This is a genomic window from Olsenella absiana (genome assembly GCF_036408855.1).
GTDB classification, from domain to species: domain Bacteria; phylum Actinomycetota; class Coriobacteriia; order Coriobacteriales; family Atopobiaceae; genus Olsenella_K; species Olsenella_K absiana.
Genome location: NZ_JAZGJQ010000010.1, coordinates 45171 through 71972, shown reverse-complemented (window position 1 = coordinate 71972; position 26802 = coordinate 45171). Strand labels below are relative to the sequence as shown.

Genomic DNA, 26802 nt, shown 5'->3' with positions numbered 1-26802 from the left:
CCTCGACATGTCGTTGCTGGACCACTGGGACGAGAGGAGCGTTAGCACGGACTAGGAAGCCGCAAGCAAGTCCTGCCGACATAGGGGGTCAGAAGACATTTGCGAAAGATACTTGACGGAACCTTCCTGGACGTGTGGAGGGCGAGCATCTCCTGGACCTTCCTCTTCGTCGCCGGCTGCATGTGCGTCCTCTCGCGCAGCAACCTGCGACGTGGCCTCGTCTACGGCGCCTTCGCCCTTCTCATCTTCGTCGCGACGAGCTTCGCCGCGGCAGACGTCCCGATCAGCTTCGGGATCATCTTCTGCATGTCGGCGTGCACCCTCGCCTACGCCCTGCTCGAGCGGCTTCACCTCGCTCCGAGAGGCCCTGTGGCCGGCCTGGTCCTCCTCGCCCTCTTCGTGGTCTCCCTCGGCGTGACGAGGGGCTTCGTCGGCGTGGGTCCCCTCACGGTCGACCTCCCCGCCTCCCTCTACGCCACGGACCGTCTCTCCTGGCTGGGCTTCCCGGGTCCGACCTTCGAGTCGGGCGACTACTACCCCGTCCTCCCCTACCTGCTCATGTACCTGAGCGGCGCCTCCTTCAACGCCTGGTGGAAGGGTCGCGGGTACCCCGAGCGCCTGCGCGGGCCCGTCTGCCGTCCGCTCGAGTTCGTGGGCAGGCACGCCCTCGCGTTCTACGTGGCGCACCAGCCGCTAATCCTCGCGGCCCTCTGGCTGGCGTTCAGGGCCTAGCCGCCTCCGCCAGCCAGCCAGCCAGGCCCGGCGCGAGGCCGGGGCTCCAGGGTGGCGGGCCGCCGCGCGGGCCGCCGCGCGGGCTGCGCGGGACCAAGGGGGCTTTCCTCCCCCTACCCCTCGTCCGCGAGCTCGTAGGGGGCGAGGGCCGAAGCCATGCGCCTCGGCGCCATGACTGTGGCGACGAGCCCCGCCTGCTCGTAGCGCTCCCTCACCACGCGGCAGCGCTCGTGTACCATCTTGATGAGGAACCCCCTGTCGTAGGGCAGCTGCACGGTCATGGTCACGTCGTCCGCGGAGGCCTCCTTGGCCACCCGGTAGAGCAGGGAGCGCACGCCGAACCCCGTGCTGGCCGAGATGAGCTCGGCCTGAGGGTGTGACGTGGCGAGGGAGGACCTCTCCCCCTCGTCCAGGAGGTCGCACTTGTTGTAGACCTCCACGCACCGGATACCCGACGCACCTATCTCGCCGAGGATACCCCTTACCGCGTTTGCCTCCTTCGCCGCGTTCGGGTCTGCGGCGTCGACCACGAGCAGGATGAGGTCGGCGGCGGTCACCTCGGCCAGGGTGGACTTGAAGGCCTCCACGAGCATCGTCGGCAGCTTCTGGATGAAGCCGACCGTGTCCGTGACGGTGACCTTGCGCCCCTCCTCGAGGTCGAGGGACCTCGTCGTCGGGTCGAGGGTGGCGAAGAGCTCGTCCCTCGCGTAGACGTCGGAGCCGGTCAGCCGGTTCAGCAGCGTCGACTTTCCCGCGTTGGTGTAGCCCACGAGCGCGACGCGGAAGACCCCCGAGTCCCAGCGCGCCTTGCTCTGGACGCCACGCCTGAGGTCGAGGGCGGCGAGCTCCCGCCTCAGCGTGGAGATGCGGTCGCGCACGAGGCGCCGGTCCACCTCGAGCTGGCTCTCGCCCTGGCCGAACCTGCTCCCGATGCCGCCGCGCGCCTGCTCGCGCACGAGGTGGCCCCACATGCCGCGCAGGCGGGGCAGGAGGTACTGGTTCTGGGCGAGCTCGACCTGCAGGCGCCCCTCGCGCGTCTTTGCGTGGGCGCCGAAGATGTCGAGGATGAGGGCGGTACGGTCGATGACCTTGCACCTGTTGCCGATGACGCCCTCGAGGTTGGACTGCTGGGAGGGCGTGAGCTCGTCGTCGAAGATGACCACGTCCGCGTCGAGGCTGCGCGCCAGCCGCGCGATCTCCTCCGCCTTGCCGCTCCCCACGAAGGTCTTGGGCACGGGCTTGTCGAGGCGTTGCGTCACCTCCGCCACGACCTCGGCGCCGTCCGTCTCCGCGAGGCGCGCGAGCTCCGCGAGGGACTCCTCCACCGGCCACTCCGAGGCGCCCATGTCGACGCCCACGATGATGGCCCTCTCCGGCACGGGTGCCGTGGACTGTGGCTCGAAGCGACCCAAGCCTATGCCTCCCTCGGACGCGAGAGGTCGTCCACTATGGCCGCCACGGCCGCGTCCGTGCCGATGGCCTCCACGTCCAGCCAGCGCGCCCGGCCGTCCCTGCGCAGCCACGAGAGCTGCCGCTTGGCGTAGCGCCTGGTGCGCACCTTGATCTTGTCGCGCGCCTCATCGAGCGTGCACTCGCCCGCGAGGGCCGCGAGGACCTCCTTGTAGCCGATGGCCTGGCCCGCCGTGGAGTCGCGGACGAGCCCTGCAGCCGCAAGCGAGGCCACCTCCTCGACCAGTCCTCGGTCGAACATCTCGTCCACGCGCTCCTCGATCCTGCGGTAGAGCTCGCCCCTTGCGACCTCTATCGCCCAGATGCGCGCGTCGTAGTGCGGGCGGTGCGCCCTGAGCCCCGCGTGCTGGTCGGCGTAGCTCCTCCCCTCGTCGAGCATCTCGAGGGCGCGCTCGACCCTGCGCACGTTGTTGGGGTGGATGAGCTCCGCGCTCCTGGGGTCGCGCCGGGCGAGAAGGTCGTGGAGGCCCTGGGGGCCGAGCCGCTCCGCCAGCCCCTCGTAGCGAAGGCGGCTCTCCGTCGTGGTGCCGCCATCCGGGAAGGTCATCTCGTCTATGACGGCGTCGAGGTAGAGCCCGGTGCCGCCGCAGAGGACGGGCACGAGCCCCGCCGCGAGCGCCCCGTCCACGACCCCTCGCGCCGCGCGCTGGAAGAGCGCTGCCGAGTACTCCTCGTCGACGTCCGCGACGTCCACCATCTCGAGCGGGACGCGGCGCTCGGCCACGGGCGTCTTCGCGGTACCGACGTCCATGCCGCGGTAGACCTGCATGGCGTCGACCGAGACGACCATCGTGCCCAGGCGCAGCGCGAGCTGCTCGGCGAGGTCGCTCTTGCCCGAGGCAGTCGGGCCCACGACGCAGGGGACGGGGCCCGCCGGGGCGCCCTCTGGCGCCCCGGCGTCGCGGTCCAGGGTCGCGGGATCGTGCGGGCGCTGCGTCATCTGGCCTCGCCGCACACGGTGCCCCTGAGGTACCAGGTCCTGGCCTCGTCGACGTGCACGGGCACGATCTTGCCCACGAGCGAGTCGAGCGAGGCCCCATCGGGCGCGGGGAAGTGGACCGTCACGTTCTTCTCGCTGTGGCCCACGAGGACCGCGTCGTCCCTCTTCGAGGTCCCCTCCACGAGCACCCCGACCTCGCGGCCGAGCTCGCCCTGGTTGGCGTCGTGCGCGAGGCGCTCGACGAGGGCGACCAGGCGGTCGAAGCGGTCCTGGATGACCTCGCGGGGCGTGTCGTCCTGCATGCTGGCCGCCGGCGTCCCGGGGCGCTTGGAGTAGATGAAGGTGTAGGCGGCCGAGAAGCCCACCTCCTCCACGAGGGAGAGCGTCTGCTGGAAGTCCTCCTCGGTCTCCCCGGGGAAGCCGACGATGATGTCGGTCGTGAGCGCGATGTCGGGGATGGCGCGGCGCAGGGACTCCGCGAGCCTGAGGTAGCCGTCTCGCGTGTAGCTGCGGTTCATGGCCCTGAGGACGCGCGTCGAGCCGCTCTGCACGGCGAGGTGCAGGTGGGGCATCACGTTTTGCGTCTCCGCCATCGCGCGGATGGTCTCCTCGGAGAGGTCCTTGGGGTTCGACGAGGTGAAGCGGATCCTGTCGACCCCGGTCTCCCCCACCTTGCGCAGCAGCTCGGCGAAGCGTGGCTCCCCGTAGCGGTCGCGCCCGTAGGAGTTGACGTTCTGTCCGAGGAGCGTGATCTCGCGGACGCCGTCCGCGACGAGGCGCCCGCACTCCGAGACGACGCTCTCCATCGAGCGGCTCCGCTCGCGGCCGCGCACGTAGGGCACGATGCAGTAGGTGCAGAAGTTGTTGCAGCCCGTCATGATCGGGACCCACGCGTGGAAGCTCTGGGCCCTGTGGCTCGGCAGGTCGGTGGAGAAGCCGCGCCCCTCCTCGACCGTGTCAACCTCGATTGCGCCGGGCTCGGACTCGAACGCTTCGGCGATGAGCCTCGGCACCGAGGCGAGCGCGCTCGTCCCGAAGACCACGTCCACATTGGGGACGTGTTCGCGGAGCCTCTCGCCGTCGCGCTGCGCGATGCAGCCGCCCACGGCGACGACGCGCCTGCCCGAGGGGGGCACGGGTGCGCTCACCATGGCGGAAGCCTGGCCGTACAGGCGGGTGTCGGCGTTCTCGCGCACGCAACAGGTCATGAAGACGACGACGTCGGCCTCCTCGGGAGTCGCCACCTCGAGGAGCCCGCAGTCGTCCAGCAGGCCGGAGACGCGCTCCGAGTCGTGCATGTTCATCTGGCAGCCGAAGGTCCTGATGAAGTAGGTCTTACCCCTCAGCACTGGGTAGGTGTTGCTCATCCGCTAAACCGTCCTCGCCCCGTCCTGTCCGAGCATCTGGGAAGCCTGGGGGACGAGCTTGTGCACGTACACGGCGATGCGTATCGCGGTCCTGCTCTCCCCGCCTATCTCGATGTCCGAGAAGGTCGGCGCGCAGGAGACGTCGACGCCCGTGGGGATGAGGAAGCCCCTCGCGATCGCGACCGCCTTGATGGCCTGGTTGACGGCGCCTGCGCCCACGCACTGGATGTTGACGGGCACGCCGTCCTTCACCATGCCGGCTATCGCTCCGGCCACCGAGGCGGGCGACGACTTGCTCGAGACTTTGAGAAAATCCATGTTCCGGCTCCTGGATGCTACGAACACCCTTTGTACATTAGTGTCGCATTTAAACAATGGTCAATTCTAACGGTCCGCCGCGCACGTGAGAAGTCCCGCCGGCCAATTCAGCCGGGCAATTTGCACCGTGTCGTGGCGACTCACTCGTCGTCCGCTATCGGCACCGTGATCTGGAGCAGGCCGTCGCGCACGCTGACCCTCGCCTCGCCGCACGGCCGAAAGTAGTAGCGCTCGCCGAGCGCGCGGACGTCCCTGGTGACGCTGCGCGCGAGGGACTCGGAGTCCTCGCGCGAGAGGCCGACCGGACGTCCCAGGCCGGCGCCCGCCCGGGCGCTCGCAGGCTCCCTTCGTCCGTCCCTGCTCGCGCGAAGCGTGGCGCAGACGTTCGCCAGGGGCGCGACCTCCCCCGAGAGGATGCGGAGGGCGTTGCGCTCGGACATCCTGAGCCCCAGCCTTCCGGCGGCCTCCGCGAGCGCCGCCGCACCGGGGCTCGCCGCGAGCTCCTCGAGGAGCGTGGGCGCCCGCCGCGCCCCCGTGGCATCCGAGGCGGGGGCCGCTGCGCAGCGCGCGACGACCGTGCTCACGACCTGCGCCGGCGACCCCACGTAGACCCTGCAGGCGCCCTCGGACTCGAGCCCGAACTCGCAGCAGGTGCGCACGAGGTTGTGGGGACCCCTGCCGAGCGACTCCGCGCCGGCCCCGTGCGCGCGGGACGGCAGCCTCGGCCAGGTGGACTGGTCCGCCCGCTCGGGGAGCCTCCCCGTGTCGCAGACGACGCGGACCGCCGTGCCCCGGCCCGGGGCGGAGGCGAGCACCTCGGCGGACTCGGCGTTCTCCCTGATCGAGAAGAGCGCCATGCCCCTGCCGTGCACCCCCCAGCGGTCCACGTGGACGCTGTCGAGCTTGGAGGTGACGCGCGCATCGAAGACGCGCTCCTGCATCTCCTCGGGGATGCCGCAGCCGTCGTCGAGGACGACGAGGGTCCGCAAGGCCCCCTCGCGCGCGCTCGCGACGAGGACCTTGCGCGCTCCCGCGTCGCGGGCGTTCCTCAGGAGCTCTATGAGGACGTCCTCGACGCAGCGGATGTCGTGCTTCGCCTGGCGCCTCTCGGCCTCCAGGACGCGCAGCCGGACGTAGCCGTCCCCGAGGTTCTCCTCGACCCTGAGCGGGTCTCCCCCGCCGAGGGAGGAGACGAAGCCCAGGAGCGAGGAATCTTCCGACATGGGCGCTACTTGGCGATGTCGACGGCGCGCGACTCGCGGATGACGACGACGCGGACCTGTCCGGGGTACTCCATCTCGTCCTCGATCTGCTTCGCGATGTCGTGCGCGAGGACCGTCGCCTCGGCGTCGGAGATCTTCTCCGGCTCGACCATGACGTGGAGCTCGCGGCCCGCCTGCATGGCGTAGGTCCGCTCGACGCCCTCGTGCGCGTTGGAGATCTCCTCGAGCTTCTCGAGGCGCTTGATGTAGGTCTCGGCGGACTCCCTGCGGGCGCCGGGGCGCGCCGCGGAGATGGCGTCTGCAGCCTGCACGAGCACGTCGAGGACCGTGTTGGGCTCGACGTCGGCGTGGTGCGCCTCGATGGCGTGGACGATGGCGGGCTTCTCGCCGTAGCGGCGCGCGAGGTCCGCGCCGATCACGGCGTGCGGGCCCTCGACCTCATGGTCTATCGCCTTTCCGAGGTCGTGCAGGAGGCCGGCCCTCTTCGCGGGCGCGGGGTCGAGCCCGAGCTCGGAGGCCATGGTGCCGCAGAGCGCGGAGACCTGGATGGAGTGCTGCAGGACGTTCTGGCCGAAGGAGGTGCGGTACTTGAGGGCGCCGAGCGTCTTCACGAGCTCGGGGTGCAGGTCGTGGATGTTCGCGTCGAACGCGGCCTGCTCGCCGGCCTCCTGGACACGCTCGTTGACGAGCTTCTCAGCCTTCTTGTAGAGCTCCTCGATGCGGGCGGGGTGGATGCGGCCGTCAGCGATGAGGTTCTCGAGGGCGACGCGCGCGGTTTCCCTGCGCACGGGGTTGAAGCTCGAGAGCACGACGGTCTCGGGCGTGTCGTCGATCACGAGCGAGACGCCCGAGATCTGCTCGAAGGTCCTGATGTTTCTGCCCTCGCGGCCGATGATGCGGCCCTTGAGGTCGTCCGAGGGGATGTGCACGGTGGTCACCGTGATCTCCCCCGCCTGGTCGGAGGCGCAGCGCTGGATGGCGGTGGAGACGATCTCGCGGGCGGTCTTGTCCGCCTGGGCGCGCACGCGCTGCTCGCTCTCGCGCAGGATCTTGGCCTCCTCGCGCACGGTGTCCGCGCGGACGCGGTCGAGGAGCTCGTCGTGGGCGTCCTGCTTGGTCATTGCGGAGATGCGCTCGAGCTCGGCGGTCTGGCGCTCGTAGAGCCCGTCCACCTCGTTCTTGCGCTTGTCGATGGAGCTCTGCATGCTGGAGAGCTGGTGCTCGCGCTTGTCGAGGGCGTCGTTCCTGTGGTCGAGGGACTCCTCGCGCTGCATCACGCGGTTCTCGAGTGTCTGCAGCTCCGCCTTGCGCTTGCGGTCGTCCGCCTCGGAGGACTGGCGCAGCTGCAGGATCTGCTCGCGGGCCTCGACGAGGGCACTCTTCTTGGCCGTCTCCGCCTGCTCGCGCGCGTCGCTCGTGATCTTCTCCGCCTGGGCGCGCGCGGCGTCCACCTCGGCGTTGGCGGCGCGGACGCGCTCGTTGTTCTTGCTCGTTGCGTAGGCGACTGCGGCGACGGCGCCGACTAGCGCCCCGATGATGATTCCAATGATGATCTGTACCATGGCTGCTCCTCAAACGAATCTCAAGAGTTCAGGAATCCGAGCGCCCAGGAACCAGCCCTGGCACGCGTCGGAACCCGCCATTCGAGGCACATCCCGGCCACCATCTGTTCAGATGGCTATGTTGTACGAGTGATCAGACGAGCGATCAACCAACACAAATGAAAATCGTCAACCGAAAGAGGGAAGACGAGAATGCTCTATGGCCCTTCTATCCTAAGTACAGGATATGGAACTGTCAATTGACGCGCCCGTCCGCCCCGCCGACGGCCCTACGCCTCCTCGAGGACCTGGTGCGCCGCGTCGCACGCGACGCCCATGCCGAAGCCCCGGCCGACGAGGAACCTCACTATCTTGGCGTAGTCGTTCTTACCGGTGAGCCTCTTTCGGGACGCGAGCGCGAGCGCCCTCGAGCGCTCTTCGGCTGGGTCGAAGTACTCGTAGGGCCAGCCCTCGAGCGCGGTGGCCTCTATCCCACGCGCCGAGAGCTCGCGCTCGATGCGCTGGGCACCCCAGCCGCAGGCGAGCTTGGAGCGGACGAAGGAGTCGGCGAACCTCGCGTCGTCCACGAGGCCGCACTCCGCCGCGCGCCCGACCGCAAAGGCGACTACCTCGGGCGGGAACCCCTCCCTGCGGAGGCGCTCCCCAGCCTCCTTGGTCGAGACCTCCCGCCTCGAGGCGAGCTCCGCCAGGCGGGAGGAGGCCATCCTCGCCTCGAGCTCGCGCACGTAGCCCTCGAGCTCCCCGGCGCTCCCGGGCTCGAAGCCCTCCTCCTCGCCCATCTGCTCGAGGCGCCTGCCGACGCACGCGGGGACGCGAAGGCTTCCCACGTTGCCGCCCCGCTCCCACGAGAGCGTCGCCTGCGGCTTGTAGCCACCGAAGGAGGAGCCTCGCCGCTCGGGCATCACCACCTCCCACGCGAGGGCCGCAGAGCCCAAGCGCCCCCGCCCGCTCACTGCTCCAGGGCGGCGCCATCACCCTCGGTGGGTGCGCCCACGCGCTCGTCGCCCAGCTCGAGGCCGCAGGCCACGCGGATCTCGTGCTCGATGGTGTCCCTGATGTCGGGGTTCTCGCGCAGGAACTCCTTCGCGGCCTCCCTGCCCTGTCCGAGCCGCTCGTCGCCGTAGTTGAACCAGGCGCCCGACTTGTTGACGATGCCGTACTCGACGCCCATGTCGAGGATGGAGCCCTCCTTGGAGATGCCCTCCCCGTACATGATGTCGAACTCCGCCTGCTTGAACGGGGGCGCCACCTTGTTCTTGACGACCTTGACGCGCACGCGATTGCCGACGATCTCCCCGTCCTTCTTGATCGTGTCGATGCGCCTGATGTCCATGCGCACGGACGAGAAGAACTTGAGGGCGCGCCCGCCCGTCGTGGTCTCGGGGTTGCCGAACATGACGCCGATCTTCTCGCGCAGCTGGTTGATGAAGATGCAGGTCGTCTTTGACTTGGAGAGGGAGCCGGCGAGCTTCCTCAGCGCCTGGCTCATGAGGCGCGCCTGGAGGCCCACCGTGGTGTCGCCGATCTCGCCTTCTATCTCCGCGCGCGGGACGAGCGCGGCGACGGAGTCCACGACCACGACGTCGATCGCGCCGGAGCGCACGAGCATGTCGCAGATCTCTAGCGCCTGCTCGCCGGTGTCTGGCTGCGAGATGAGGACCTCGTCTATGTCCACCCCGATGCGGGCGGCGTAGCCGGGGTCGAGCGCGTGCTCCGCGTCGATGAAGGCGACGACGCCGCCGAGGTTCTGCGCCTCGGCGAGGATCTCCAGCGAGAGGGTGGTCTTGCCGGAGGACTCGGGCCCGTAGATCTCGACGATGCGCCCGCGCGGCACCCCGCCGATCCCGAGCGCCGCGTCGAGCGCGAGCGACCCCGTGGGTATGGCCTCGATGTCGAGGGCCGCGTTGTCGTCCCCGAACTTCATAATCGCGCCCGTGCCGAACTTCTTCACTATCTCGGCCGTGGTGGCCTCCACGACCTTCTCGCGTTCGGCGCCGTAGGTGCGCTCATGCACTTCCTTGACTGCGTTCTTGCTCTTTGCCATCTCTACCCCAATCCACTCCAGGACATGGTATAAGAACAACCGTTCGGTGTCAACCTCGACGCCTTGAGATTATAGGGGCCTGATGGGACGGCGCGGGGAGAGGCCTCGCAGGCAGCTCGCGGAACCCTCGCGACTGCCTGGCGGCTTCGAGCGGCTGGCGCCCCTGGGCTGCGACGACGCGCCGTGGCGTTCCCGACCTGGCGCGGAGCCCTCCTCGGGGCGTCCTAGCCGACGCGGGAGAGCAGGAGGCCGAGGGCTATCGCGACCGCCTTCCGCCTGACCGCCTCGCGGTCCCCGGTGAGGAGATGCGCCTCCGTGTGGGTGCCCGCGTCCGAGGTCACGCCGAACCAGACGGTGCCCACGGGCTTGCCCTCCTCGGCCCCTCCCGGACCGGCGATGCCCGTCGTGGAGACGGCCACGTCGGCCCCGAGCACCCTCCGGGCGCCCTCGCACATGGCCGCGGCGCACTCGCTCGAGACGGCGCCGACGCCCGGGGCGTCCAGCACCTCGTCGGGGACGCCCAGCACCGCGCGCTTCACGGGGATCGCGTAGGAGACGACGCCGCCACGCCAGGGCGTGGAGGAGCCGGGTACGTCGGTCACGGCCGCAGAGACGAGCCCTCCCGTGCAGGACTCGGCGCTCGCCAGCGTGACGCCTGCCCGGGTAGCCTCGACCACGAGCCTGCGGGCGAGCTCGTAGCGCTCGCCGCCGCCCGGCAGCGCAACGTCGCCCGCGTCCTCGAACGCCAGCCCCCTCGCGGACCCGTCCACGCGCACGCCCATGCTAGGCCTCCTCCGCATCCGTCACGTACCTGCGGCACTTCACGAAGTAGTCGACGCCCGACCACGCGGTGAGCACGACCGCGGCCACCAGGAGCAGCTGCCCGAACCACCAGAAGAAGGTCGCCGGCGCGCCGACGAGGCCGCGGGCGAGCAGGATGGCGCTGATGGAGACCATGGTCGTCGCGGTCTTCCACTTGCCGAGGTTGCTCGCGGCGACGACGACCCCCCTGCTGGCGACGACCATCCTAAGCCCGCTCACCAGGAACTCCCGGGCGACGACCACGAGGAGCACCCACGAGCTGACGCTGCCGGCCTCGAGCAGGTAGCACAGGGCCACGACGACCACGAGCTTGTCGGCGATCGGGTCTAGGAACTTCCCGAAGGTCGTCACCTCGTGCCGGCTCCTCGCGAGGTAGCCGTCGAGCTTGTCGGTCAGGGAGAGCACCACGAAGAAGGCGAAGACGGCCAGCGCCGGACCCGGGGCCGCCCCCTCCGCGCCAGCCCCGGCGAGCTCCGCGGCGAGCAGCCAGAGGGGCACGAGGACGATGCGCGCGACCGTCACCACGTTGGCCGGCGTCCAGATGCCGCCCTTGGAGCCGCCCGCGCCCTTGGCGGCGCCGTCCGCACGAGAACCAGCGTTACCTGACATCCGAAGGCGCCTCCCCGTCGGTGGCGTCCGCGACGGGGACGCCGATGAGCTCGTAGCAGAAGGAGTCGACGAGGTCGCAGGTGACTATGTCGCCCACGGCCGCCTCGCCGCTCTCGATGTGGACCGCGCCGTCGCAGTCGGGGGCCTGGAACCAGGCGTGCCCGACGAGCTCGGCGCCGTCCTCGGTCTCCTCGACGCCGTCGACGATCACGTCTACCCGCTCGCCCACGTGCTTGGCGGTCGAGGCGAAGCCGAGCTCCTCGGCGAGGTCCTGGAGCCTCTGCGTGCGCTCGAGCTTCACGTCCTCGTCGACCTGGTCGGGCAGGTCCGCCGCCGCGGTGCCCTCCTCGCGCGAGTAGGCGAAGACGGACGTGTAGTCGAACTCCTCCTCCTGGACGAAGTCCAGCAGCTCGTCGGCCTCCTCCTCCGTCTCGCCCGGGAAGCCGCACATGCCCGTCGTCCTGAGGACCATGCCGGGGATCTCCTCGCGAAGGCGCGCGAAGAGCTCGCGGAGCTGCTCGCGCGAGCCCGTGCGCCCCATGGAGGCGAGCACCCGCTCGTCGCAGTGCTGGATCGGGATGTCGATGTAGGGCAGGACCTCCGGGGTGTCGCGGATGGTGGCGATGAGCTCGTCGGTCATGCCCTCGGGCTGCAGGTACAGCACGCGGATCCACCCCCCGTAGGGGCGCACCGCCTCTGCGACGCGGCGGAGCAGCCACGCGAGGGTCTTCTCGTCCCCCGCGAGGTCGCTGCCCCAGATGCCCGTGTCCTGGCCAATGAGGACCACCTCCCTAACGCCGCCCTCCATCAGGGCGGCCACCTCGGAGACGACCTCCTCGGCCGGGCGCGAGACGTAGCGGCCCCTGATGTAGGGGATCGCACAGAAGGCGCAGAAGCGGTCGCAGCCCTCGGAGATCTTCACGTAGGCGGAGGCGCCGTCGATGGTGCGCAGCGTCCGGCCCGCGAGGACGGGGGCGGCGTCCCGGCTGGGCTCTACGCCGAGCACGCCGCAGACGACGTCCACGATACCGTCCTCCTCGTCGCTGCGCACGAAGGCCGCGACCTCCGGGAGCTCCTCGGCGAGCTCGTCGCCGTAGCGGGAGGGCATGCAGCCGCACATGACGATCGGCTTCTTGCGGACCCCAGAGGAGGCCTCCTCGGCTAGGGCGAGCGTGGTCTCCACCCCCTCCTCCGTGGCGGAAGCGAGGAAGGAGCAGGTGTTGATAAGCGCGACGTCGCAGGAGGCGACGTCGTCGGCCTCATCGAGGCCGGCGTCGAGGAGCAGTGAGCGCATGCGGTCGGTATCGACCTCGTTCTTGGCGCAGCCGAGCGTGACGAAGTAGAAGCGCGCCACGGGGGAGGCGCCGAGCCCGTCGGCGCTAGCGGTAGTTGACGTATTGGAGGGGTTGGCCATAGTCCTGTTCCTTCAGATAGGAGATTGCAGATTGAAGCGCGTCCTTGGAGGCGGAGCTCACGCGCAGCTTGTCCTTCTCGACCGTCGCCTTGGCCTTGATCTTCTGGGCCCTGAGGTCCTTGGCGATCCTCTTGGCGACGTCCTGCTCGATGCCCCGCACGAGCGTGCCCGTGCGCCTCACCGAGGAGCCGGCCGCCGGCACGCAGGCGCCCCACCTCAGGGCGCCGAGGTCGACGCCACGCTTGGCGAGCTTACCCGCGAGGACATCCGCCACCTGCTGTGCGACGAACTCCGAGGGGGCCGACACGACGAAGGCCGCCGCCTTGCGGTCGAACTCGAGCGCGGCGCCGGTGCCCTTCAGGTCGTAGCGCTGGGCGAGCTCCCTGGCCGCCTGCTGGAAGGCGTTGTCCACCTCCTGCATGTCCACCTGCGAGACGACGTCGAAGCTGAACTCCTTGGCCATAGGTGCCTCCCTCCCCGGCGCGCCTCTCGCGCCCCTCTCGGTCCCACCGCCCGCTGCCTCCGAGGGACCCCTGCTGCGGCCTATCGGCCGGACCCCGAGCCCGTCGAGCTCGAACCACCCATCTTAGCGGACGATGAGCCCGACGTGGAGGTCGCGCTCCCCTGCGCAGAGTTCGTGGAGGAGCCCGCCGAAGGGGTGGTGCCGGAGCCGTCGGTGGTGCCCGAGGCTTCGCTCGCCGTCGAGCCCGAGGTGGACCCCGTTGCCGAGGCGGAGGCCGAGGAGCCCTGAGCCGAGGTCGCGTCCGTGCCCGACGTCGTGGCCGAGCCGCCCGCGCCCTGCGCCTTCGTGCCCTGGATCGTGATGGTGCCTATCCCGGACACGCGCGACTCGAAGGGCACCTGCACGCCGTTCTGGGTCACGGTCACGGCGGTCGTGTCGCCCGCGCGGATGGTCATGGTGTCGGTCACCGTGTAGGTCTGCTCCCAGGGGCCGTCGACGGTGTCGGCGACCTCGCTCTTGTCGCCGTTGTCGACCTCGAGCCAGGTGACCTGGCCGTCCGCGACGCTGATCGTGACCTTAGTCTCCGTCGCCGTGGTCGTGGAGGCGCTCGCGTTCGACTGGCTCTGGATCTTCTTCTCCGCCGCGGCCTCCTCGGCGTCCTTCTCGGAGGAGGCCTTCGAGCCGCTCGTGCTCGACGGGATCGAGGTCGTGGAGACGGACACGCTCTTGCTGGAGGAGTCCGTCCCGACCTTGCCGGAGACGCACGAGCTCACGGAGAGGATGATCACGATCGTGAGCACGAGCACGACGCCGATCGCAATCGTGACGAGCGCGCGCACCGGGTCGGAGAAGAACCCCTTGGAGGAAGGACCGCGCCTGCGGCCGCGCGCGCCCTGCTGGCGGCGGCGCACGTTCGGGCGGCTCGTGGAGGCGATGTTGCGCGAGGCGCGGCTCCCCTCCCGGGTCGACGCCGAGCGATAGGAGCGCGCGTCCATGCCGAACCTGAGGTCGTCCTGGTAGTCCTCCTCGCGCACCGGCATCGTGGAGATGTCGCCGCGACCGCGGTCGAAGGCGTCGTAGGCGCCCGCCGACGGACCGCGCCCGTAGGCCCCGGAGCGGGCGGCGCGCAGGTCGTCCGCGCCCTCGGCCCTGCGCCTCGTGCGCGCCCGCCCGGCGTCGCCGCGCTGGTCAGGCTGGATGGGCGTCCGTCCGGTGTAGGGCCTGCCCTGCGGGAAGCCTCGCGCGTCGTCGCGACGCCTGACCGTCGTGGTCTCGAAGCCCCCGGCAGGCCCGACGGAGCCGCCGCTCGCAGGCAGCGTCCCCGCACCCGCCGCGGACCGGCCCCTCTGGCCCTGGCGGCCGGCTTCCGCGCGGCCCCTCTGCGGCCGCGCGGAGCGGCCGCGGCCGCCCCTGCGGTAGTCGTCGAGCTCCCTTGCGAAGAGCTCGACCATCTCCTGGGAGTCGAGGTCGAGGTAGCGGGCGTAGCTCGAGAGCATGCCCTGGGCGTAGCCGCCCTTCGGCATCCGCTCGAAGTCCCCCTCCTCGAAGGCCTCGAGGACCTCGCGCCTGAGGCGCAGCACCTGGGCCGCCTGCCCGATGGAGAGCCCTAGCTGCCTCCTGCGGCTCGCGAGGATTTCGCTGAAGCGAGGACGTGCCATCCCCTACACCCCCTGGTACTTTGCTTCCTGGACCCTGAGCTCCTCGAGCTGGTCCTCGTCGAGGAGGACCTCGCGCGGCTTGGAGCCGTCTGGCGGCCCCACGACGCCCTTGGACTCGAGCATGTCCATGATCCTTCCGGCGCGCGCGTAGCCCACCTTGAGCTTGCGCTGCAGGCCGGAGGTGGAGCCGAGCTGGGTCTCCACGACGATCTGGGCCGCCTCCCAGACGAGCGGGTCGTCGTCCTCCTCGAGGTCGGCGGCGGAGCCGCCGCCGGGCGTGTTGGGGGCAACCGCGGTGAGGATCTCCTCGTGGTAGTCGGGCTCGGCCTGGCTGCGGATGTAGTCGACGACGCTGTTGATCTCCGCGTCCGTCGTGAAGCACCCGAGCACGCGCTGGGGGGTGAGCCCGCGGTTCTTGAAGAGCATGTCGCCGTTGCCCAGGAGCCGCTCGGCGCCCGTCTCGTCGAGGATGACGCGCGAGTCCAGGCCAGATGAGACCTTGAGCGCCGCGCGGGTGTCGATGTTGGACTTGATGAGGCCCGTGACGACGTTGGCGGACGGCCTCTGGGTCGCGATGATGAGGTGGATGCCCGCGGCGCGCGCCAGCTGGGCGATGCGCACGATGGAGGCCTCCACGTCCTTTCCCGCGACCATCATGAGGTCGGAGAGCTCGTCGATGATGATCACGAGGTAGGGCATGGGCTCGGGCGGGTTGTCCATCTCCGAGAGCTTGCCCGAGGTGCACATGCGGTTGTACACCTTGATGTTCCTCGCGCCGGCGCGCTCGAAGACCTTGAGGCGGCGCTCCATCTCCGAGACGGCCCACTGCAGGGCGCTCGCCGCCTGGCGGGGCTCGGTGACGACCGGCACGTAGAGGTGGGGCAGGCCGTTGTAGCAGCTGAACTCCACCCGCTTGGGGTCCACGAGGATGAGGCGCACCTGCTTGGGCGTGGTCCTCATGAGGATCGACATGATCATGGAGTTGATCATCACCGACTTGCCCGAGCCGGTCGTTCCGGCCACGAGCATGTGGGGCATCTTCGCGAGGTCGGCGACGACGGGCTTGCCGCCCGAGTCCCTGCCCACGGCGACCTCGAGCGGGCCGCCCTTGGCGTAGGGCAGGACGTCGCCGAGGTAGACGTTCTCGCGCGTCTTGTTGGGGATCTCGATGCCGACGAAGGAGGTCCCCTTGATGGGCGCGAAGATGCGGACCTTCTCGGCCGCGAGCGTGAGGGCGATGTCGTCCTCGAGGTTCTTGATCCTGCTGACGCGCTCGCCCTCGCCCATCTCGACGCGGAAGGTCGTGACCATGGGGCCGGAGACGTAGTCGACGACGCGGCTCCTCAGGCCGAACTCCTGCAGCGTGCTCTGCAGCTCCTCGCGCGTCTCGTCGAGCTCCGCCTTGGAGCTGGCGGACCCGCTGGAGTTGGGGTTGGAGGAGAGCATCTCGAGCGGCGGCAGCTCGTACTCGCCGTCGTCGTCTCCAGGGCGTACGGCATGCTGCGGCGCGGCAGCGGAGGCGGCAGGCGCCGTGGCCGCGCGGCCCGCCTCGGAGGCGGACGCGACCCCGGCGACCCTGGGGGTCTTCGCCTTCGGGTTCCTGAGGAAGTCCGGGACGGCGGCACCTGCCGCCGTGCTCGCGCCCTCCCCGTCCGTGGCCTCGACCGGACGCCTCCTGCCGTGCGGGCCCCGCTTGAGCCGCGTCGTCCTCTTAGCGGACTCGTCGTCCGCGCTGGCCGCGCTTGCGTCGCGCCCGCCCTCGGGGGCGGACCCGGGGGCGTCTGCCGGCGTCTCGGTCGTCCCGGCCGCGGCAACGGCGTCCTGGCCGAGGGCCTCCTCCACCTTCGGCCTCCGCTTGAGCTTCACGGTCTTGAGCGCGTCCTGGATCTGCGACTGCGCCCCCTTGGCAGTACCCTCGACCTCAGGCTGAGCCTTCGACTTTCCCTTCCTCGTGAGCACGGAGGTCTTGCGGGAGCCGATGAAGGTGGTGTCCCCCTCGGCCGTCCTGCGCGGGGCGGGCCCGCCAGCCTCGGGGGCCTCGGCGCCCTGCTCCTCGAGGGCGACCTCGCGCTCGGCCGCAGCGGCGGCCCTGCGCAGGGCGTACGACTCCCGTGCGGAGCGCACGCCGTCCTGGACGTGCTCGACGAGGCCTGAGATCGAGAAGCCGCAGACCACCACGCCCGCGACGATCGCCCCGACGAGGACGACGTTGGCGACGACCTGGCCGAGGAAGGTCAGGAGCGCCCAGGCGATGAGGCCTCCCACGTAGCCGCCCGCGTGCGGCACCACAGCGGAGCCGACGACCAGGGAGGGGTCCGCCGCGGCGCCGGGGACGTTGACGGAGATCATGGAGAGCAGGGCGAGCACGATCAGCAGAAGGCCCAGCGCCGCCCTCTCGCCGAGCGGGCCCTCGCTCTCCACGAAGAAGGTCAGCGCGAAGAGGAAGAGGGCGACGGGGCAGAGGATCGCGCCGACGCCGAAGCAGAGCGTGAGCACCTGTGCGGTGGCGTGCGTCACCACGGCCGAGGTGGGGGCGACGAGTGCCACCAGCATGGCTATGGCGACCACGGCGAGGACCACCCCCGCTATGTCGTTTCGCGCGCTGCCGGGGACGGCAGCCTCCGAGGCGCGCGGCGACTTGCCGCGTGCCTCGGAGGACCTCCCCTGCGCCTTGCCCTTGTTCGTCCTGGGTGCGTTCGTCCTGCGCTTCTGGGGCATCTGCCTAGACCTCCATCACGACCGTGATGACCATCGGCCGCGTGTGGGTCCTGTTCCACAGGAAGTTCGAGAGGCCGTTCCTGATGCTCTTCCTCAGGGTCTCGATCGCGTAGTTGTCGTCCGAGACCTTCGCGACCTGGCCGCGCACGACGTCCTGTGCGTCGCTCACGAGGGCGTCGTCGTTGGCGAAGGAGACGCCGCGCATCGAGATCTCGACGTCGCCGACCTTGTGCCCGCGCCTCGAGACCGTGGCGACGACCGTCACGATGCCGTCCTGCGAGAGCTTCTGTCGGTCGCGGAGGACGACCGGATCCGCGTCGGTGACGGACAGGCCGTCGACGTAGACCACGCCGGAGTCCACGGGGGCGCCGATCCTGGCCTTTCCGCCGCTGAGCTCGAGCGTGTCGCCGTTGTCCATGAGGAAGATGTTGCTCTCGGGGATGCCGACCTCGCGCGCGAGCCGGGCGTGGGCCCTCAGGTGCACGGCCTCGCCGTGCACCGGCATGAAGTTCCTCGGGTGCGTCATGGCCAGCATGAGCTTGAGCTCCTCCTGGCTGCCATGGCCGGAGACGTGCACGAGGGTCTGCGACTTGTCGAAGACGGTGCAGCCGATCTTGGAGAGCGAGTTGATGATCCCCTGCACGCTCTTCTCGTTGCCGGGGACCGGCGTGGCGGAGATGATCACCGTGTCGTCGGCGGTGATGGAGAGGCTCCTGTGCTCGCCGTTGGCCATGCGGGCGAGGGCCGAGAGCGGCTCGCCCTGGCTGCCCGTGCAGAGCACGACGATCTTCTCATCCGGGAGCTTCTCCACGTCGTAGGCGTCGACGATGTTCTCATCGGCGATCTTGAGGTAGCCGAGCTCGCGCGCGACCTTGGTGTTGGTAATCATGGAGCGGCCCGTCACCACGACCTTGCGGCCCACTGCAACCGAGGCGTCGCACACCTGCTGGAGCCGGTGGATGTGGCTCGAGAAGGACGCGACGAAGACGCGGCCGGGGGCGTTCTTGATGATGTGGCGCAGGCTCGGGCCCACCGCGGCCTCGGAGGGCGTGAAGCCCGGGCGCGTCGCGTTGGTGGAGTCGGAGAGGAGGAGGTCGATCCCGTCGGTGGCGAAGCGGTTGATGGCGCTGTAGTCGGGGCGCACGCCGTCGATCGGGGTCTGGTCGAGCTTGAAGTCCCCGGTATGCATGACGGTGCCGGCGGGCGTCCTCATGAAGACGCCGAGCGAGGCCGGGATCGAGTGCGTCATGGAGAAGAAGTCGATCTGGAAGGCGCCCAGCGTGATGTGGGAGCCGTCCTTGACCTCCTTGAACTTGGGGTTCTTGATGCGGTGCTCGTCCAGCTTGCCCTGGATGAAGCCGAGGGTGAGCCTCGAGCTGAAGATGGGCACCTTGCGGGTGAGGTCCATCAGCAGGTACGGGAGGGCGCCCGTGTGGTCCTCGTGGCCGTGGGTGATGATGATGCCCCTGAGCTTGTCCTCGTTCTCGAGGACGTAGGTGTAGTCGGGCAGGACGAGGTCGATGCCCAGCTGCTCGTCGTCGGGGAACATGAGTCCTGCGTCGACGAGCACCATGTCGTCGCCGTATTCGAACACCGTCATGTTCTTCCCGATGCCGTCGAGGCCACCCAGGGGGATGACCCTCAGCGGCGTCTGTCTTCTTGCCATGCTCTCGTCGTTCCTTTCTCCGTGGCTTCCTCAGCCGATTCTTCTCTTCTTCTCTGCTACCTATGTAGACGGCTCTGGCGCTCGCGCACAGGCCGCTAGTCTCCCAGAGTGATTGTAAGGTAAGTCTCCCCTGCGGGAGCATCCCCATGCACGCGCACGCAAACGTCCAGAAACCTCAAAGCACCTGCGACAAGGGCGGCCGCGTCCGACCATGCGGACGCGGTGCGCACACAGAGGCTCCACAGAAGGGGCACTCGCGTCGGGCCCCCGCGCCGCGCGCCCGTGCGCGCGATGCGCCGCGCGTCAGCCCGAGGCGCCGACTGGCTGCGCTAGCGAGAGCTTCAGGGCGACGACCCTGCGCAGGGACTCCTCGATGCGCCCCTCGCCGATCCTGCCCGACGAGACGGCATCGAGCACGCCCTGGAGGGCGGACTCGAAGTCCGCAGGCATCAGGATGAGGTCCTGCCCCGCCTCGAGGGCGGCGACGGCGGCCTCGGCCGGGGTGCGCGTCGCCGTGACGGCACCCATGCCGAGCGAGTCCGTGATCGCCACGCCCGAGAATCCCAGCCTACCGCGCAGGAGGTCGCCCACGACCGCGCTCGAGAGCGAGGCGGGCTCATCGGTCCCGGTGACGCCCGCGCAGCTCAGGTGCCCGACCATGACCATGGGGACGCCCGCCGCGACCGCGGCCGCGAAGGGGACGAGCTCGCGCGCGGCGAGGTCATCGACGGTGCCGTCGAGGCTGATGGGCTCGACCTCCGAGTCCCCGGAGGCGTACCCGATGCCGGGGAAGTGCTTTGCGCAGCAGCCGACGCCCCTGCCGGCGAAGCCCCTCACCTGCGCGGCGACCATGGAGGCGACGAGGTCGGGGTCGTCCCCGAAGGAGCGCCGCCCCATGACCGAGCCTGCGGGGGCGACGTCTGCCACGGGGGCGAAGTCGACGTTGAAGCCGAGGTCCGCGAGATAGGCGGCGACCGTCTCCGCCGCGGCCCCCGCCGCGTCGGCGTCGCCGCCGGCCCCGACGGAGCGCATGTCCCCTACGTTGGCCACGCCGAAGGCTGGGTTTGAGGCGACGCGCGCGACCGTGCCGCCCTCCTCGTCCACCGCCCTGAGGATCGGCAGGCCGACCGCCTCCTCGGAGAAGGACTCCACGTTCGCGAGCATCCGGCGCACCTGGTCGGGGTCCTCGAGGTTGCGCCCGAAGTAGCAGATGCCGCCGACCGGACGGCGCCGGAGCGCCTCGCGCGTCGCCTCGCCCGCCGCGACGACCGTGCCGACGTCGACGATGTCCTCGGGCCGCACCACGAAGAGCTGGCAGACGCGCTGCTCGAGCGAGAGGGACGCTATGGCGCGCCCGACGGGGTCCGCCTCCTGGACGCCGTCCTGCGCCCCCTCGCCGGCGCCCGAGGGGGCGCAGGACGAGAGTCCCGCGAGCGAGGAGGCGGCCGCGAGGGAGGCCCCTGCGAGCGAGGCCCCCGCCACGAGCGAGAGGGCGCCCCTCCGCGAGAGCCTGCGACCGTCCGTGTCAGCGTTCCTGCCCAACCGAGCCCTCCCTCCTCGGGTCCTCGCCCGCAAGCTGGCGCGACCACCTAGACGGGGTCGCCCATCCTGACCTTGGTGACGAGGTCCTCGTCGTTGAAGCTCACGGTCATGGTCAGCGTGTAGCTGCCTGCCTCCTGCCACTTGAGGGCATCGCCCTTGTACGGGTCCGCGGTCCCGTTCCCCTTCGCCTGCGTTGCGTGCATGGCGACCGTGAAGTCCCCGCCGTCGGGCGAAACACGGGCAACGCGCACGTCCGAGATCAGCATCGGGGTGCCCGAGAACCCGGTATCCGTGGAGACGTCCTGGTAGATCCTGCTGCTCGGGTCCAGGTAGCGGAGCACGTCGGACTTCCAGGCTCCGAAGTCGAGGAAGTAGATGCCGGGACTCCCCTCCTCGCCGTCAGTCCGTCCAGTCTCGTTGAACTTCTCGGCGAAGGCAAGGGCCAGCTCGGAGCGCCTCTGGCGCGCTGAGGCAGCGCGGCTCTCCTCCTCCGCCTTCTTGCGGGCCTCCTCCTCGGCGACCTTCTTCGCCGCCACCGCGTCGTCGCGCCTCTTGGTGGCAGCCTCCGCATAAGGGCCGGCCTTCGCGGCCTGGTCGGCGTCCGGGTCCGCCTCGGCGGCCGCGCGCGCCGCCGCAATCTGGTCGTCCGTGACGGTCGTGAGGTCGTCGATGGTCTCAAGCTCCACCTCCACCATGGCGGTGGACCCGCCGTCAGCGTCCGATGAGGCACCGGCGTCATCGGAACCGTCGTCCGTGCCCGTAGCCGAGCCGATGTCGTCTCCCACCCGCAGGGCCGTGGGCTCGGCCGGCAGCGCGTAGAGCGACCCGTCCTGCAGGATGGGGGACGCGACCACGCTCACCTGGTAGTCGCCCTTCCTGAGCCGAAGCTCGCTCGTGTCCGCGTTGACGTAGAAGACCTGGTCCACCGCCTGCTGGTCGAGGTCGGTCCCCGTGACCCTGAGGGGGATGCGCGTCGCCGCGTCGTCGTAGTTGGGGGCGACGAGGCTCAGGTGCACGGCGCGCTTGGCGTGCTCGGCGTCCCACGCGGCCTGTCGGGCGGCCTCCTCGGCCGCCTTGCGGTCCGACTCGACCTTCCACCAGACGCCCGCCCCGGCACCCGCCACCGCGAGAAGGACCAGCGCTACGACGAGGGCGACGCGCAGGCCGCGACGAGGCCGCCTGCGGCGCCCCTCTCCGCCCTTGGCGCCACCATCCTCGTAGCCGGGGACGGGCTCGGGGACCTCCCGCGCAGGCGCCGTCGCGTCAGGGCCATCCGCTGGCGGCCGCGGCATCTTGGCCGTGACGTCCGCGGACGCCGGCTGCTCGAGGGGCGCCGTGGGCCCGGTGCCCGCAGCGTCGCCGAGCGGCGCGCCGCACATGGGGCAGAACGCCGAGTCCTCGCGCTCCACCTTCGCCCCGCAGTTCGTACAGAACATCGAGCGCACCTCTCCCCCGCGTCAGCCCAGCTCCTCGTGGGCCGGGCGTCGTCTCCGGTCAGCGAGCATCCACCTGCCTGCCTGCTCGGAGAAGAACGATACCCCAGGCGCGCGCGTCTCCGTTGCGCAACAAGGGGCCGGCCCCGGAAGCGCTCCGAAGCCGGCCCTCTGCTCTAAGGTCGCCGCACGACGGCGGGTCCTTCTCACCTGTGTCGCCAAGCCGCCGACCATGGGATGGGGCGGGCAGGACCTCAGTCGCTACTGGCCCTCGTGGTGGCGCCTGGGCTGGCGTCCCTGGCCCTTGGGCGCGCCGCCCTCCCTGGAGCCGCCCTGGTCGCCGGGGTGGCGGTGCTGACGGGCGCGCGGGCGCTCGGAGTGCTCCTTGCGCTCGCCGCGACCGGCGTTCGCCGGTGCCTCGGGCTTGTCGAGGCGGTCGAGCGAGATCTTGCCCTTCTCGTCCACCTCGAGAACCTTGACCTTGACCTCGTCGCCGATGTTCAGGACGTCCTCGACCTTGTCCACGCGGCCCTTGGCGACGCGGGAGATGTGCAGCAGGCCGTCCTTGCCGGGCAGGAGCTCGACGAAGGCGCCGAAGGGCTGGATGCCCACGACGCGGCCCGTGTACTCCTCGCCGACCTCGGGCACCTTCACGATGGCGCGGATGCGCTCCGCGGCCTCCTTGGCGCACTCGGCCGTGCCGGCGATGAAGACGTTGCCGTCCTCCTGGATGTCGATCGTGGCGCCCGTGTCGTCCTGGATGCCGCGGATGACCTTGCCGCCGGAGCCGATGACGTCGCGGATCTTGTCGGTCGGGATGGTCAGCGAGACGATCTTGGGCGCGGACTCCTTGGTCTCCTCGCGCGGCGCGGGGATCTGGTCGAGCATGGCGTCGAGGATGAACATGCGGCCCTCGTGCGCCTGCTGGAGCGCCTGGCGCAGGATCTCGGGCGTGAGGCCGGTGGCCTTGTTGTCCATCTGCATGGCGGTGATGCCCTTGGTGGTGCCCGTGACCTTGAAGTCCATGTCGCCGAGGAAGTCCTCGAGGCCCTGGATGTCGGTCAGGACGACGGTCTTGCCCTCCTCCTGGATGAGGCCCATGGCGACGCCGGAGACGGGGCGCTTGATGGGCACGCCGGCGTCCATCAGCGCGAGCGTGGAGCCGCAGGTGGAGGCCATCGAGGAGGAGCCGTTGGACTCCATCACGTCGGACACGACGCGGATGGTGTAGGGGAACTCGTCCTCGGAGGGGATCACCGGGAGCAGCGCGCGCTCCGCGAGGTTGCCGTGGCCGATCTCGCGGCGCTTGGGGCTGCCCATGCGGCCGGTCTCGCCGGTGCAGTAGGGCGGGAAGTTGTAATGGTGGATGTAGCGCTTGCCGTCGACCGGCTCGATGGTGTCGAGGCGCTGCCACTCGTTGAGCATGCCCAGGGTGCAGACGGAGAGCACCTGGGTCTGGCCGCGCTGGAAGAGGCCGGAGCCGTGGACCAGGGGCAGGTAGTTGGGCTTGACCATGAGCGGGCGCACCTCGGTCGCGCTACGCCCGTCCACGCGCTCTCCGGTCTCGACGACCATCTTGCGCATGGCGTGCTTCTCGAGGCCCTTGAGCTCGACGGGGATGGCGCGGTCCCACTCGGCCTGCTCGTCCTCGGAGAACTCGGCGCGGATGGACTCCTTGAGCGCCTCTACCTTGCCGATGCGGGAGAGCTTGTCGGCGTCGCGCAGCGCGGCGCTCATCTCGTCGAAGTGGGCGAAGACGCGCTCGTGCACCTCGGGCACGGGCTCGTCGAGCACGTACTCGCGCTTCGGGAAGGGGCCGTTGGCCTCCTCGACCTTGGCGAAGAACTTCTTCTCCTCCTCGCAGAAGGCCGCGATCGCCTCCTGGCCGAAGGCCATGGCGTCGAGCATGTCCTCCTCGGAGATCTCCTTGGCGCCCGCCTCGAGCATGGAGATGAAGGTCGCGGAGCCGCCGAGCTCGAGGTCGAGGTCGGAGGCGTCGCGCTCCTCGTAGGTGGGGTTCACGAGGAACTCGCCCGTCTCGGGGTTGCGGCCGATCCTCACGCCCGCGAGCGGCCCCTCGAAGGGGACGCCGCCGACGGTGAGGGCGGCGGAGGCGCCCATGATGCAGATCGTGTCGACCGAGTTGACCTGGTCGGCGACGAGCGGCATGGCGACGATCTGGACCTCGTTCCTGAAGCCGTCGGGGAACGACGGGCGGATCGGGCGGTCGATCATGCGCGCGGTGAGGGTGGCCTTCTCGGAGGGGCGCGCCTCGCGCTTGAGGTAGCCGCCGGGGATGCGGCCCACGGCGTACATGCGCTCGATGAAGTCGACCGTCAGCGGGAAGAAGTCGTAGTTCTTGCGCTCCTTCGAGACGACGACGGTGACGTTGACCGTGGAGTCGCCGCAGGAGACCAGGCACTCGCCGGTCGCCTGCTTCGCGAGCTCGCCCGTCTCCAGCTTGTAGTGCTTGCCGTACAGGTCGAACTCGTGCGTAACCTTTGCCATTCTTTTCCTCTTATCTCCGCCTGCCCCATCGCAGGCGGGCCGTCTTGCGGGGCCCTCGGGACGCCGCCCTCGCGGCGTGCGCGACGCATCGCGCCTCCCGCGCGCCGGGTTCGCCGGCGCAATCCGAAAGGAGCGCCCGAAGGCGCTCCCCCACTACCAGAAGGCTACTGGACGTTGTCGCGGATACCGAGGCTCTTGATGAGGCTGCGGTAGTTCTCGATGTCCTGCTGCTTGATGTAGGACAGGAGGCGACGACGCTTGCCGACGAGCATCAGCAGGCCACGACGGGTGTGGTGGTCGTGCTTGTGGACCTTCACGTGCTCGGTGAGGCCCTTGATGCGCTCGGTCAACAGGGCGACCTGGACCTCCGCGGAACCGGAGTCGTGCTCGTCCTTGCCGTACTGCTTGATGAGCTCGGCCTTGCGCTCCTTGGTAACTGCCATGTGTGACGCCTTTCTCTCGTGAATTCGCCTCGGACCGGGTCGGCCGCCTGGCATGAGCGGGCCGCTAGGTAGGAGGTACAACCTTTGCAATAGTAGCACGGGGAGGCGTCGCGTCCCGCCCCGGGGGCACGCGCACAAGAACTGCACGCGCGCCGTCCACGTCCCGCGGCTAGAGCGAGAGCATGAACTCGAAGGCCCTGAGCCGCGCGTCGAGGTGCGTCGCCGCCCAGACGTGGGCGTACGAGAGCAGCTCCGTGGAGGTCGCCACGTCAACCTCGGCCCTCCCCAGCTCGTCGAAGGTCGAGCGCAGGAGCGAGCGCAGCCACGCGAGCGTGCGCGCGTCGACGGGCTCCGCTCCCGCGACGTTCCTCGCGCAGCTCGAGCAGAGCGTCCCCCCGAACGGGGCAGAGAAGAACGTGACGCTCGCGTCCCCGCACGCGACGCAGGAGTCGAGCTCGGGCCTCCAGCCGCTGTGCGCGAGCACCTTGAACGCGTAGGCCGCTACCGCAAGGTCGAGCCTCCCCTGGTCGGGCGCCTGCTCGAGCGCGGTGAGCGCGCGTGCGAGGATCGCGTGGAGGAAGGGGTCCTCCGCGTCCTCGAAGCTCGTGAGCCGGGCCACCTCGCAGACGGCCGAGGCCGCCGAGACCCGCTCGAGGTCACCCCGCAGCCCCGCGTGCGCGCACGTCACCTGCGCCTCGGAGACGACGTCCAGGCTCCGGCCCCGCGCGAGGAGGAAGTCGCTCTCGCAGAAGAGCTCGACACGGGCCGCGAGCCTGCCCCCGGGCTTGCGCGCGCCCTTGGCGACGGCGCGCAGCTGCTCTCCCGTCTCGGAGAGGAGCGTGAGGATGAGGTCCTGCTCGGCCAACTTGGTGTGGCCGAGCACGATGGCCTTGGTGCGATAGGTGCGCCTGCCCGCCAATCTACTCGCCCGCGTCGTAGCCGAGGCGGCGGATCTCGTTCTGGTCGCGCCTCCAGGCGGGCTGGACCCTCACGCTGAGGTCGAGGTAGACCCTGCGCCCGAGGAGTCGCTCGATGTCGCGGCGGGCCTCCGTGCCGATCTTCTTGATCATGCGGCCGCCGTGGCCGATCACGATGCCCTTCTGGCCCTCGCGCTCGACGATGATGGTGGCCTCGATGGAGGCGTGGTCGCGCGCGTACTCGATCGAGTCGCAGACGACGCCGACGGAGTGCGGGATCTCCTCCCTGAGGTTGAGGAAGGCCTTCTCGCGCACGAACTCTGCGACGAGCTCCTCGGTGGTGGCGTCGCAGCTCATGTCCTCCGGGAACCACCGGGGCCCCTCGGGGAGGTGGCGCGAGACGAGCTCGACGAAGGAGTCGACGTTGAATCCGGTCTTGGCGGAGACGACGAGCTCGTCGTCCCAGTCGAGCAGGGCGCGGGCGGCCTCGAGCTGGGAGGCCATCTGCTCCGGCCCGGAGAGGTCCGCCTTGGTCAGGACTAGGAGCTTGTAGGGGGCGTCGCAGGCCTTCACGTGGCCTGCGACCCACTCGTCGCCCGTGCCCACCGGCTTGGTGGCGTCGACGAGCATGGCGACGGCGTCCACGTCCTCCAGCTCGGCCAGGGCGGAGCGGTTGAGCTCCTTGCCGAGCGCGTCCTTGGGCTTGTGCAGGCCCGGGGTGTCGACGATGACCAGCTGCGAGGAGTCCGTGTTGATGACGGCGCGCAGGCGCTTGCGGGTAGTCTGCGCCACGGGGCTCGTGATTGCCACCTTCTGGCCGAGCGCCGCGTTGAGCAGCGTCGACTTGCCGGCGTTGGCACGGCCGACGAGGGCCACGAAGCCGCTGGTGAAGGGGGTCTGTGCGGTGTTATCGCTCATGTTGCTCCTAAGTCCTTTGGTGGGGCGCCGGCGCG

22 protein-coding genes are annotated in these 26802 nt (G+C 70.0%); 1 reads left to right on the top strand and 21 read right to left on the bottom strand.

Features of this window, described 5'->3' with window-relative positions; translation table 11 throughout:
• The first annotated feature begins 99 nt into the window (after positions 1–99).
• Positions 100–732: a heparan-alpha-glucosaminide N-acetyltransferase domain-containing protein gene (locus tag VXJ25_RS08365; RefSeq protein ID WP_330958757.1), complete on the top strand. Its 633-nt coding sequence runs from the start codon at positions 100–102 to the stop codon at positions 730–732.
• A 113-nt stretch (positions 733–845) separates the two neighbouring features.
• Here the strand turns inward: VXJ25_RS08365 and hflX are convergent, their stop codons facing one another.
• From hflX to era, 21 genes are all read right to left on the bottom strand, one after another.
• Positions 846–2144: a GTPase HflX gene (hflX, locus tag VXJ25_RS08360; protein WP_330958756.1), complete on the bottom strand. Its 1299-nt coding sequence runs from the start codon at positions 2142–2144 to the stop codon at positions 846–848.
• 2 nt (positions 2145–2146) lie between these two features.
• The gene (gene miaA, locus VXJ25_RS08355) at positions 2147–3157 is read right to left on the bottom strand and encodes a tRNA (adenosine(37)-N6)-dimethylallyltransferase MiaA (RefSeq protein WP_330958755.1); all 1011 of its coding nucleotides are present in this window, start codon (positions 3155–3157) and stop codon (positions 2147–2149) included.
• On the bottom strand, positions 3139–4509 hold the full coding sequence (gene miaB / locus VXJ25_RS08350; RefSeq protein ID WP_330958754.1) for a tRNA (N6-isopentenyl adenosine(37)-C2)-methylthiotransferase MiaB: 1371 nt from the start codon (positions 4507–4509) through the stop codon (positions 3139–3141). Before miaB ends, miaA begins: the two co-directional genes overlap by 19 nt.
• Before the next feature lie 3 nt (positions 4510–4512).
• Entirely contained in the window at positions 4513–4827 is a 315-nt protein-coding gene (locus VXJ25_RS08345; protein ID WP_330958753.1) for a stage V sporulation protein S, read from the bottom strand.
• Between the two features lie 140 nt (positions 4828–4967).
• Entirely contained in the window at positions 4968–6050 is a 1083-nt protein-coding gene (locus VXJ25_RS08340) for an ATP-binding protein (protein WP_330958752.1), read from the bottom strand.
• 5 nt (positions 6051–6055) lie between these two features.
• Positions 6056–7612 carry a ribonuclease Y gene (gene rny, locus VXJ25_RS08335; RefSeq protein ID WP_330958751.1) on the bottom strand — a complete coding sequence of 519 codons (1557 nt, stop codon included), beginning with the start codon at positions 7610–7612 and terminating at the stop codon, positions 6056–6058.
• Between the two features lie 269 nt (positions 7613–7881).
• Positions 7882–8514 (bottom strand): regulatory protein RecX, encoded by a 633-nt coding sequence (locus VXJ25_RS08330; protein ID WP_330958750.1) that lies wholly within the window; start codon positions 8512–8514, stop codon positions 7882–7884.
• 47 nt (positions 8515–8561) lie between these two features.
• On the bottom strand, positions 8562–9656 hold the full coding sequence (recA, locus tag VXJ25_RS08325) for a recombinase RecA (RefSeq protein WP_330958749.1): 1095 nt from the start codon (positions 9654–9656) through the stop codon (positions 8562–8564).
• A 224-nt stretch (positions 9657–9880) separates the two neighbouring features.
• Positions 9881–10438, bottom strand: coding sequence for a CinA family protein (locus tag VXJ25_RS08320; RefSeq protein ID WP_330958748.1), 558 nt, complete (start codon positions 10436–10438; stop codon positions 9881–9883).
• 1 nt (position 10439) lies between these two features.
• Positions 10440–11087 (bottom strand): CDP-diacylglycerol--glycerol-3-phosphate 3-phosphatidyltransferase, encoded by a 648-nt coding sequence (gene pgsA / locus VXJ25_RS08315; RefSeq protein ID WP_330958747.1) that lies wholly within the window; start codon positions 11085–11087, stop codon positions 10440–10442.
• Complete coding sequence (gene rimO / locus VXJ25_RS08310) at positions 11077–12501, bottom strand: 30S ribosomal protein S12 methylthiotransferase RimO (protein WP_330958746.1); 1425 nt, start codon at positions 12499–12501, stop codon at positions 11077–11079. The genes pgsA and rimO overlap by 11 nt, the downstream gene beginning before the upstream one ends.
• Positions 12467–12964, bottom strand: a complete 498-nt coding sequence (locus VXJ25_RS08305; protein ID WP_330958745.1) for a YajQ family cyclic di-GMP-binding protein — start codon at positions 12962–12964, stop codon at positions 12467–12469. Before VXJ25_RS08305 ends, rimO begins: the two co-directional genes overlap by 35 nt.
• Before the next feature lie 80 nt (positions 12965–13044).
• Entirely contained in the window at positions 13045–14622 is a 1578-nt protein-coding gene (locus tag VXJ25_RS08300; protein WP_330958744.1) for a helix-turn-helix domain-containing protein, read from the bottom strand.
• A gap of 3 nt (positions 14623–14625) precedes the next feature.
• Complete coding sequence (locus VXJ25_RS08295) at positions 14626–17340, bottom strand: FtsK/SpoIIIE family DNA translocase (protein WP_330958743.1); 2715 nt, start codon at positions 17338–17340, stop codon at positions 14626–14628.
• A gap of 4 nt (positions 17341–17344) precedes the next feature.
• Positions 17345–19006: a ribonuclease J gene (locus VXJ25_RS08290; RefSeq protein WP_330958742.1), complete on the bottom strand. Its 1662-nt coding sequence runs from the start codon at positions 19004–19006 to the stop codon at positions 17345–17347.
• Between the two features lie 303 nt (positions 19007–19309).
• Positions 19310–20548, bottom strand: a complete 1239-nt coding sequence (locus VXJ25_RS08285) for a glycoside hydrolase family 3 N-terminal domain-containing protein (RefSeq protein ID WP_330958741.1) — start codon at positions 20546–20548, stop codon at positions 19310–19312.
• Between the two features lie 47 nt (positions 20549–20595).
• Entirely contained in the window at positions 20596–21984 is a 1389-nt protein-coding gene (locus VXJ25_RS08280; RefSeq protein ID WP_330958740.1) for a zinc ribbon domain-containing protein, read from the bottom strand.
• Positions 21985–22242: 258 nt separating this feature from the next.
• A complete protein-coding gene (locus VXJ25_RS08275) occupies positions 22243–24489 on the bottom strand; it encodes a polyribonucleotide nucleotidyltransferase (protein WP_330958739.1) in 2247 nt (748 codons plus the stop codon).
• A gap of 164 nt (positions 24490–24653) precedes the next feature.
• Positions 24654–24932 carry a 30S ribosomal protein S15 gene (rpsO, locus tag VXJ25_RS08270; RefSeq protein ID WP_330958738.1) on the bottom strand — a complete coding sequence of 93 codons (279 nt, stop codon included), beginning with the start codon at positions 24930–24932 and terminating at the stop codon, positions 24654–24656.
• Positions 24933–25101: 169 nt separating this feature from the next.
• A complete protein-coding gene (recO, locus tag VXJ25_RS08265; protein ID WP_330958737.1) occupies positions 25102–25851 on the bottom strand; it encodes a DNA repair protein RecO in 750 nt (249 codons plus the stop codon).
• 1 nt (position 25852) lies between these two features.
• The gene (era, locus tag VXJ25_RS08260; RefSeq protein ID WP_330958736.1) at positions 25853–26767 is read right to left on the bottom strand and encodes a GTPase Era; all 915 of its coding nucleotides are present in this window, start codon (positions 26765–26767) and stop codon (positions 25853–25855) included.
• Positions 26768–26802 lie beyond the last annotated feature (35 nt).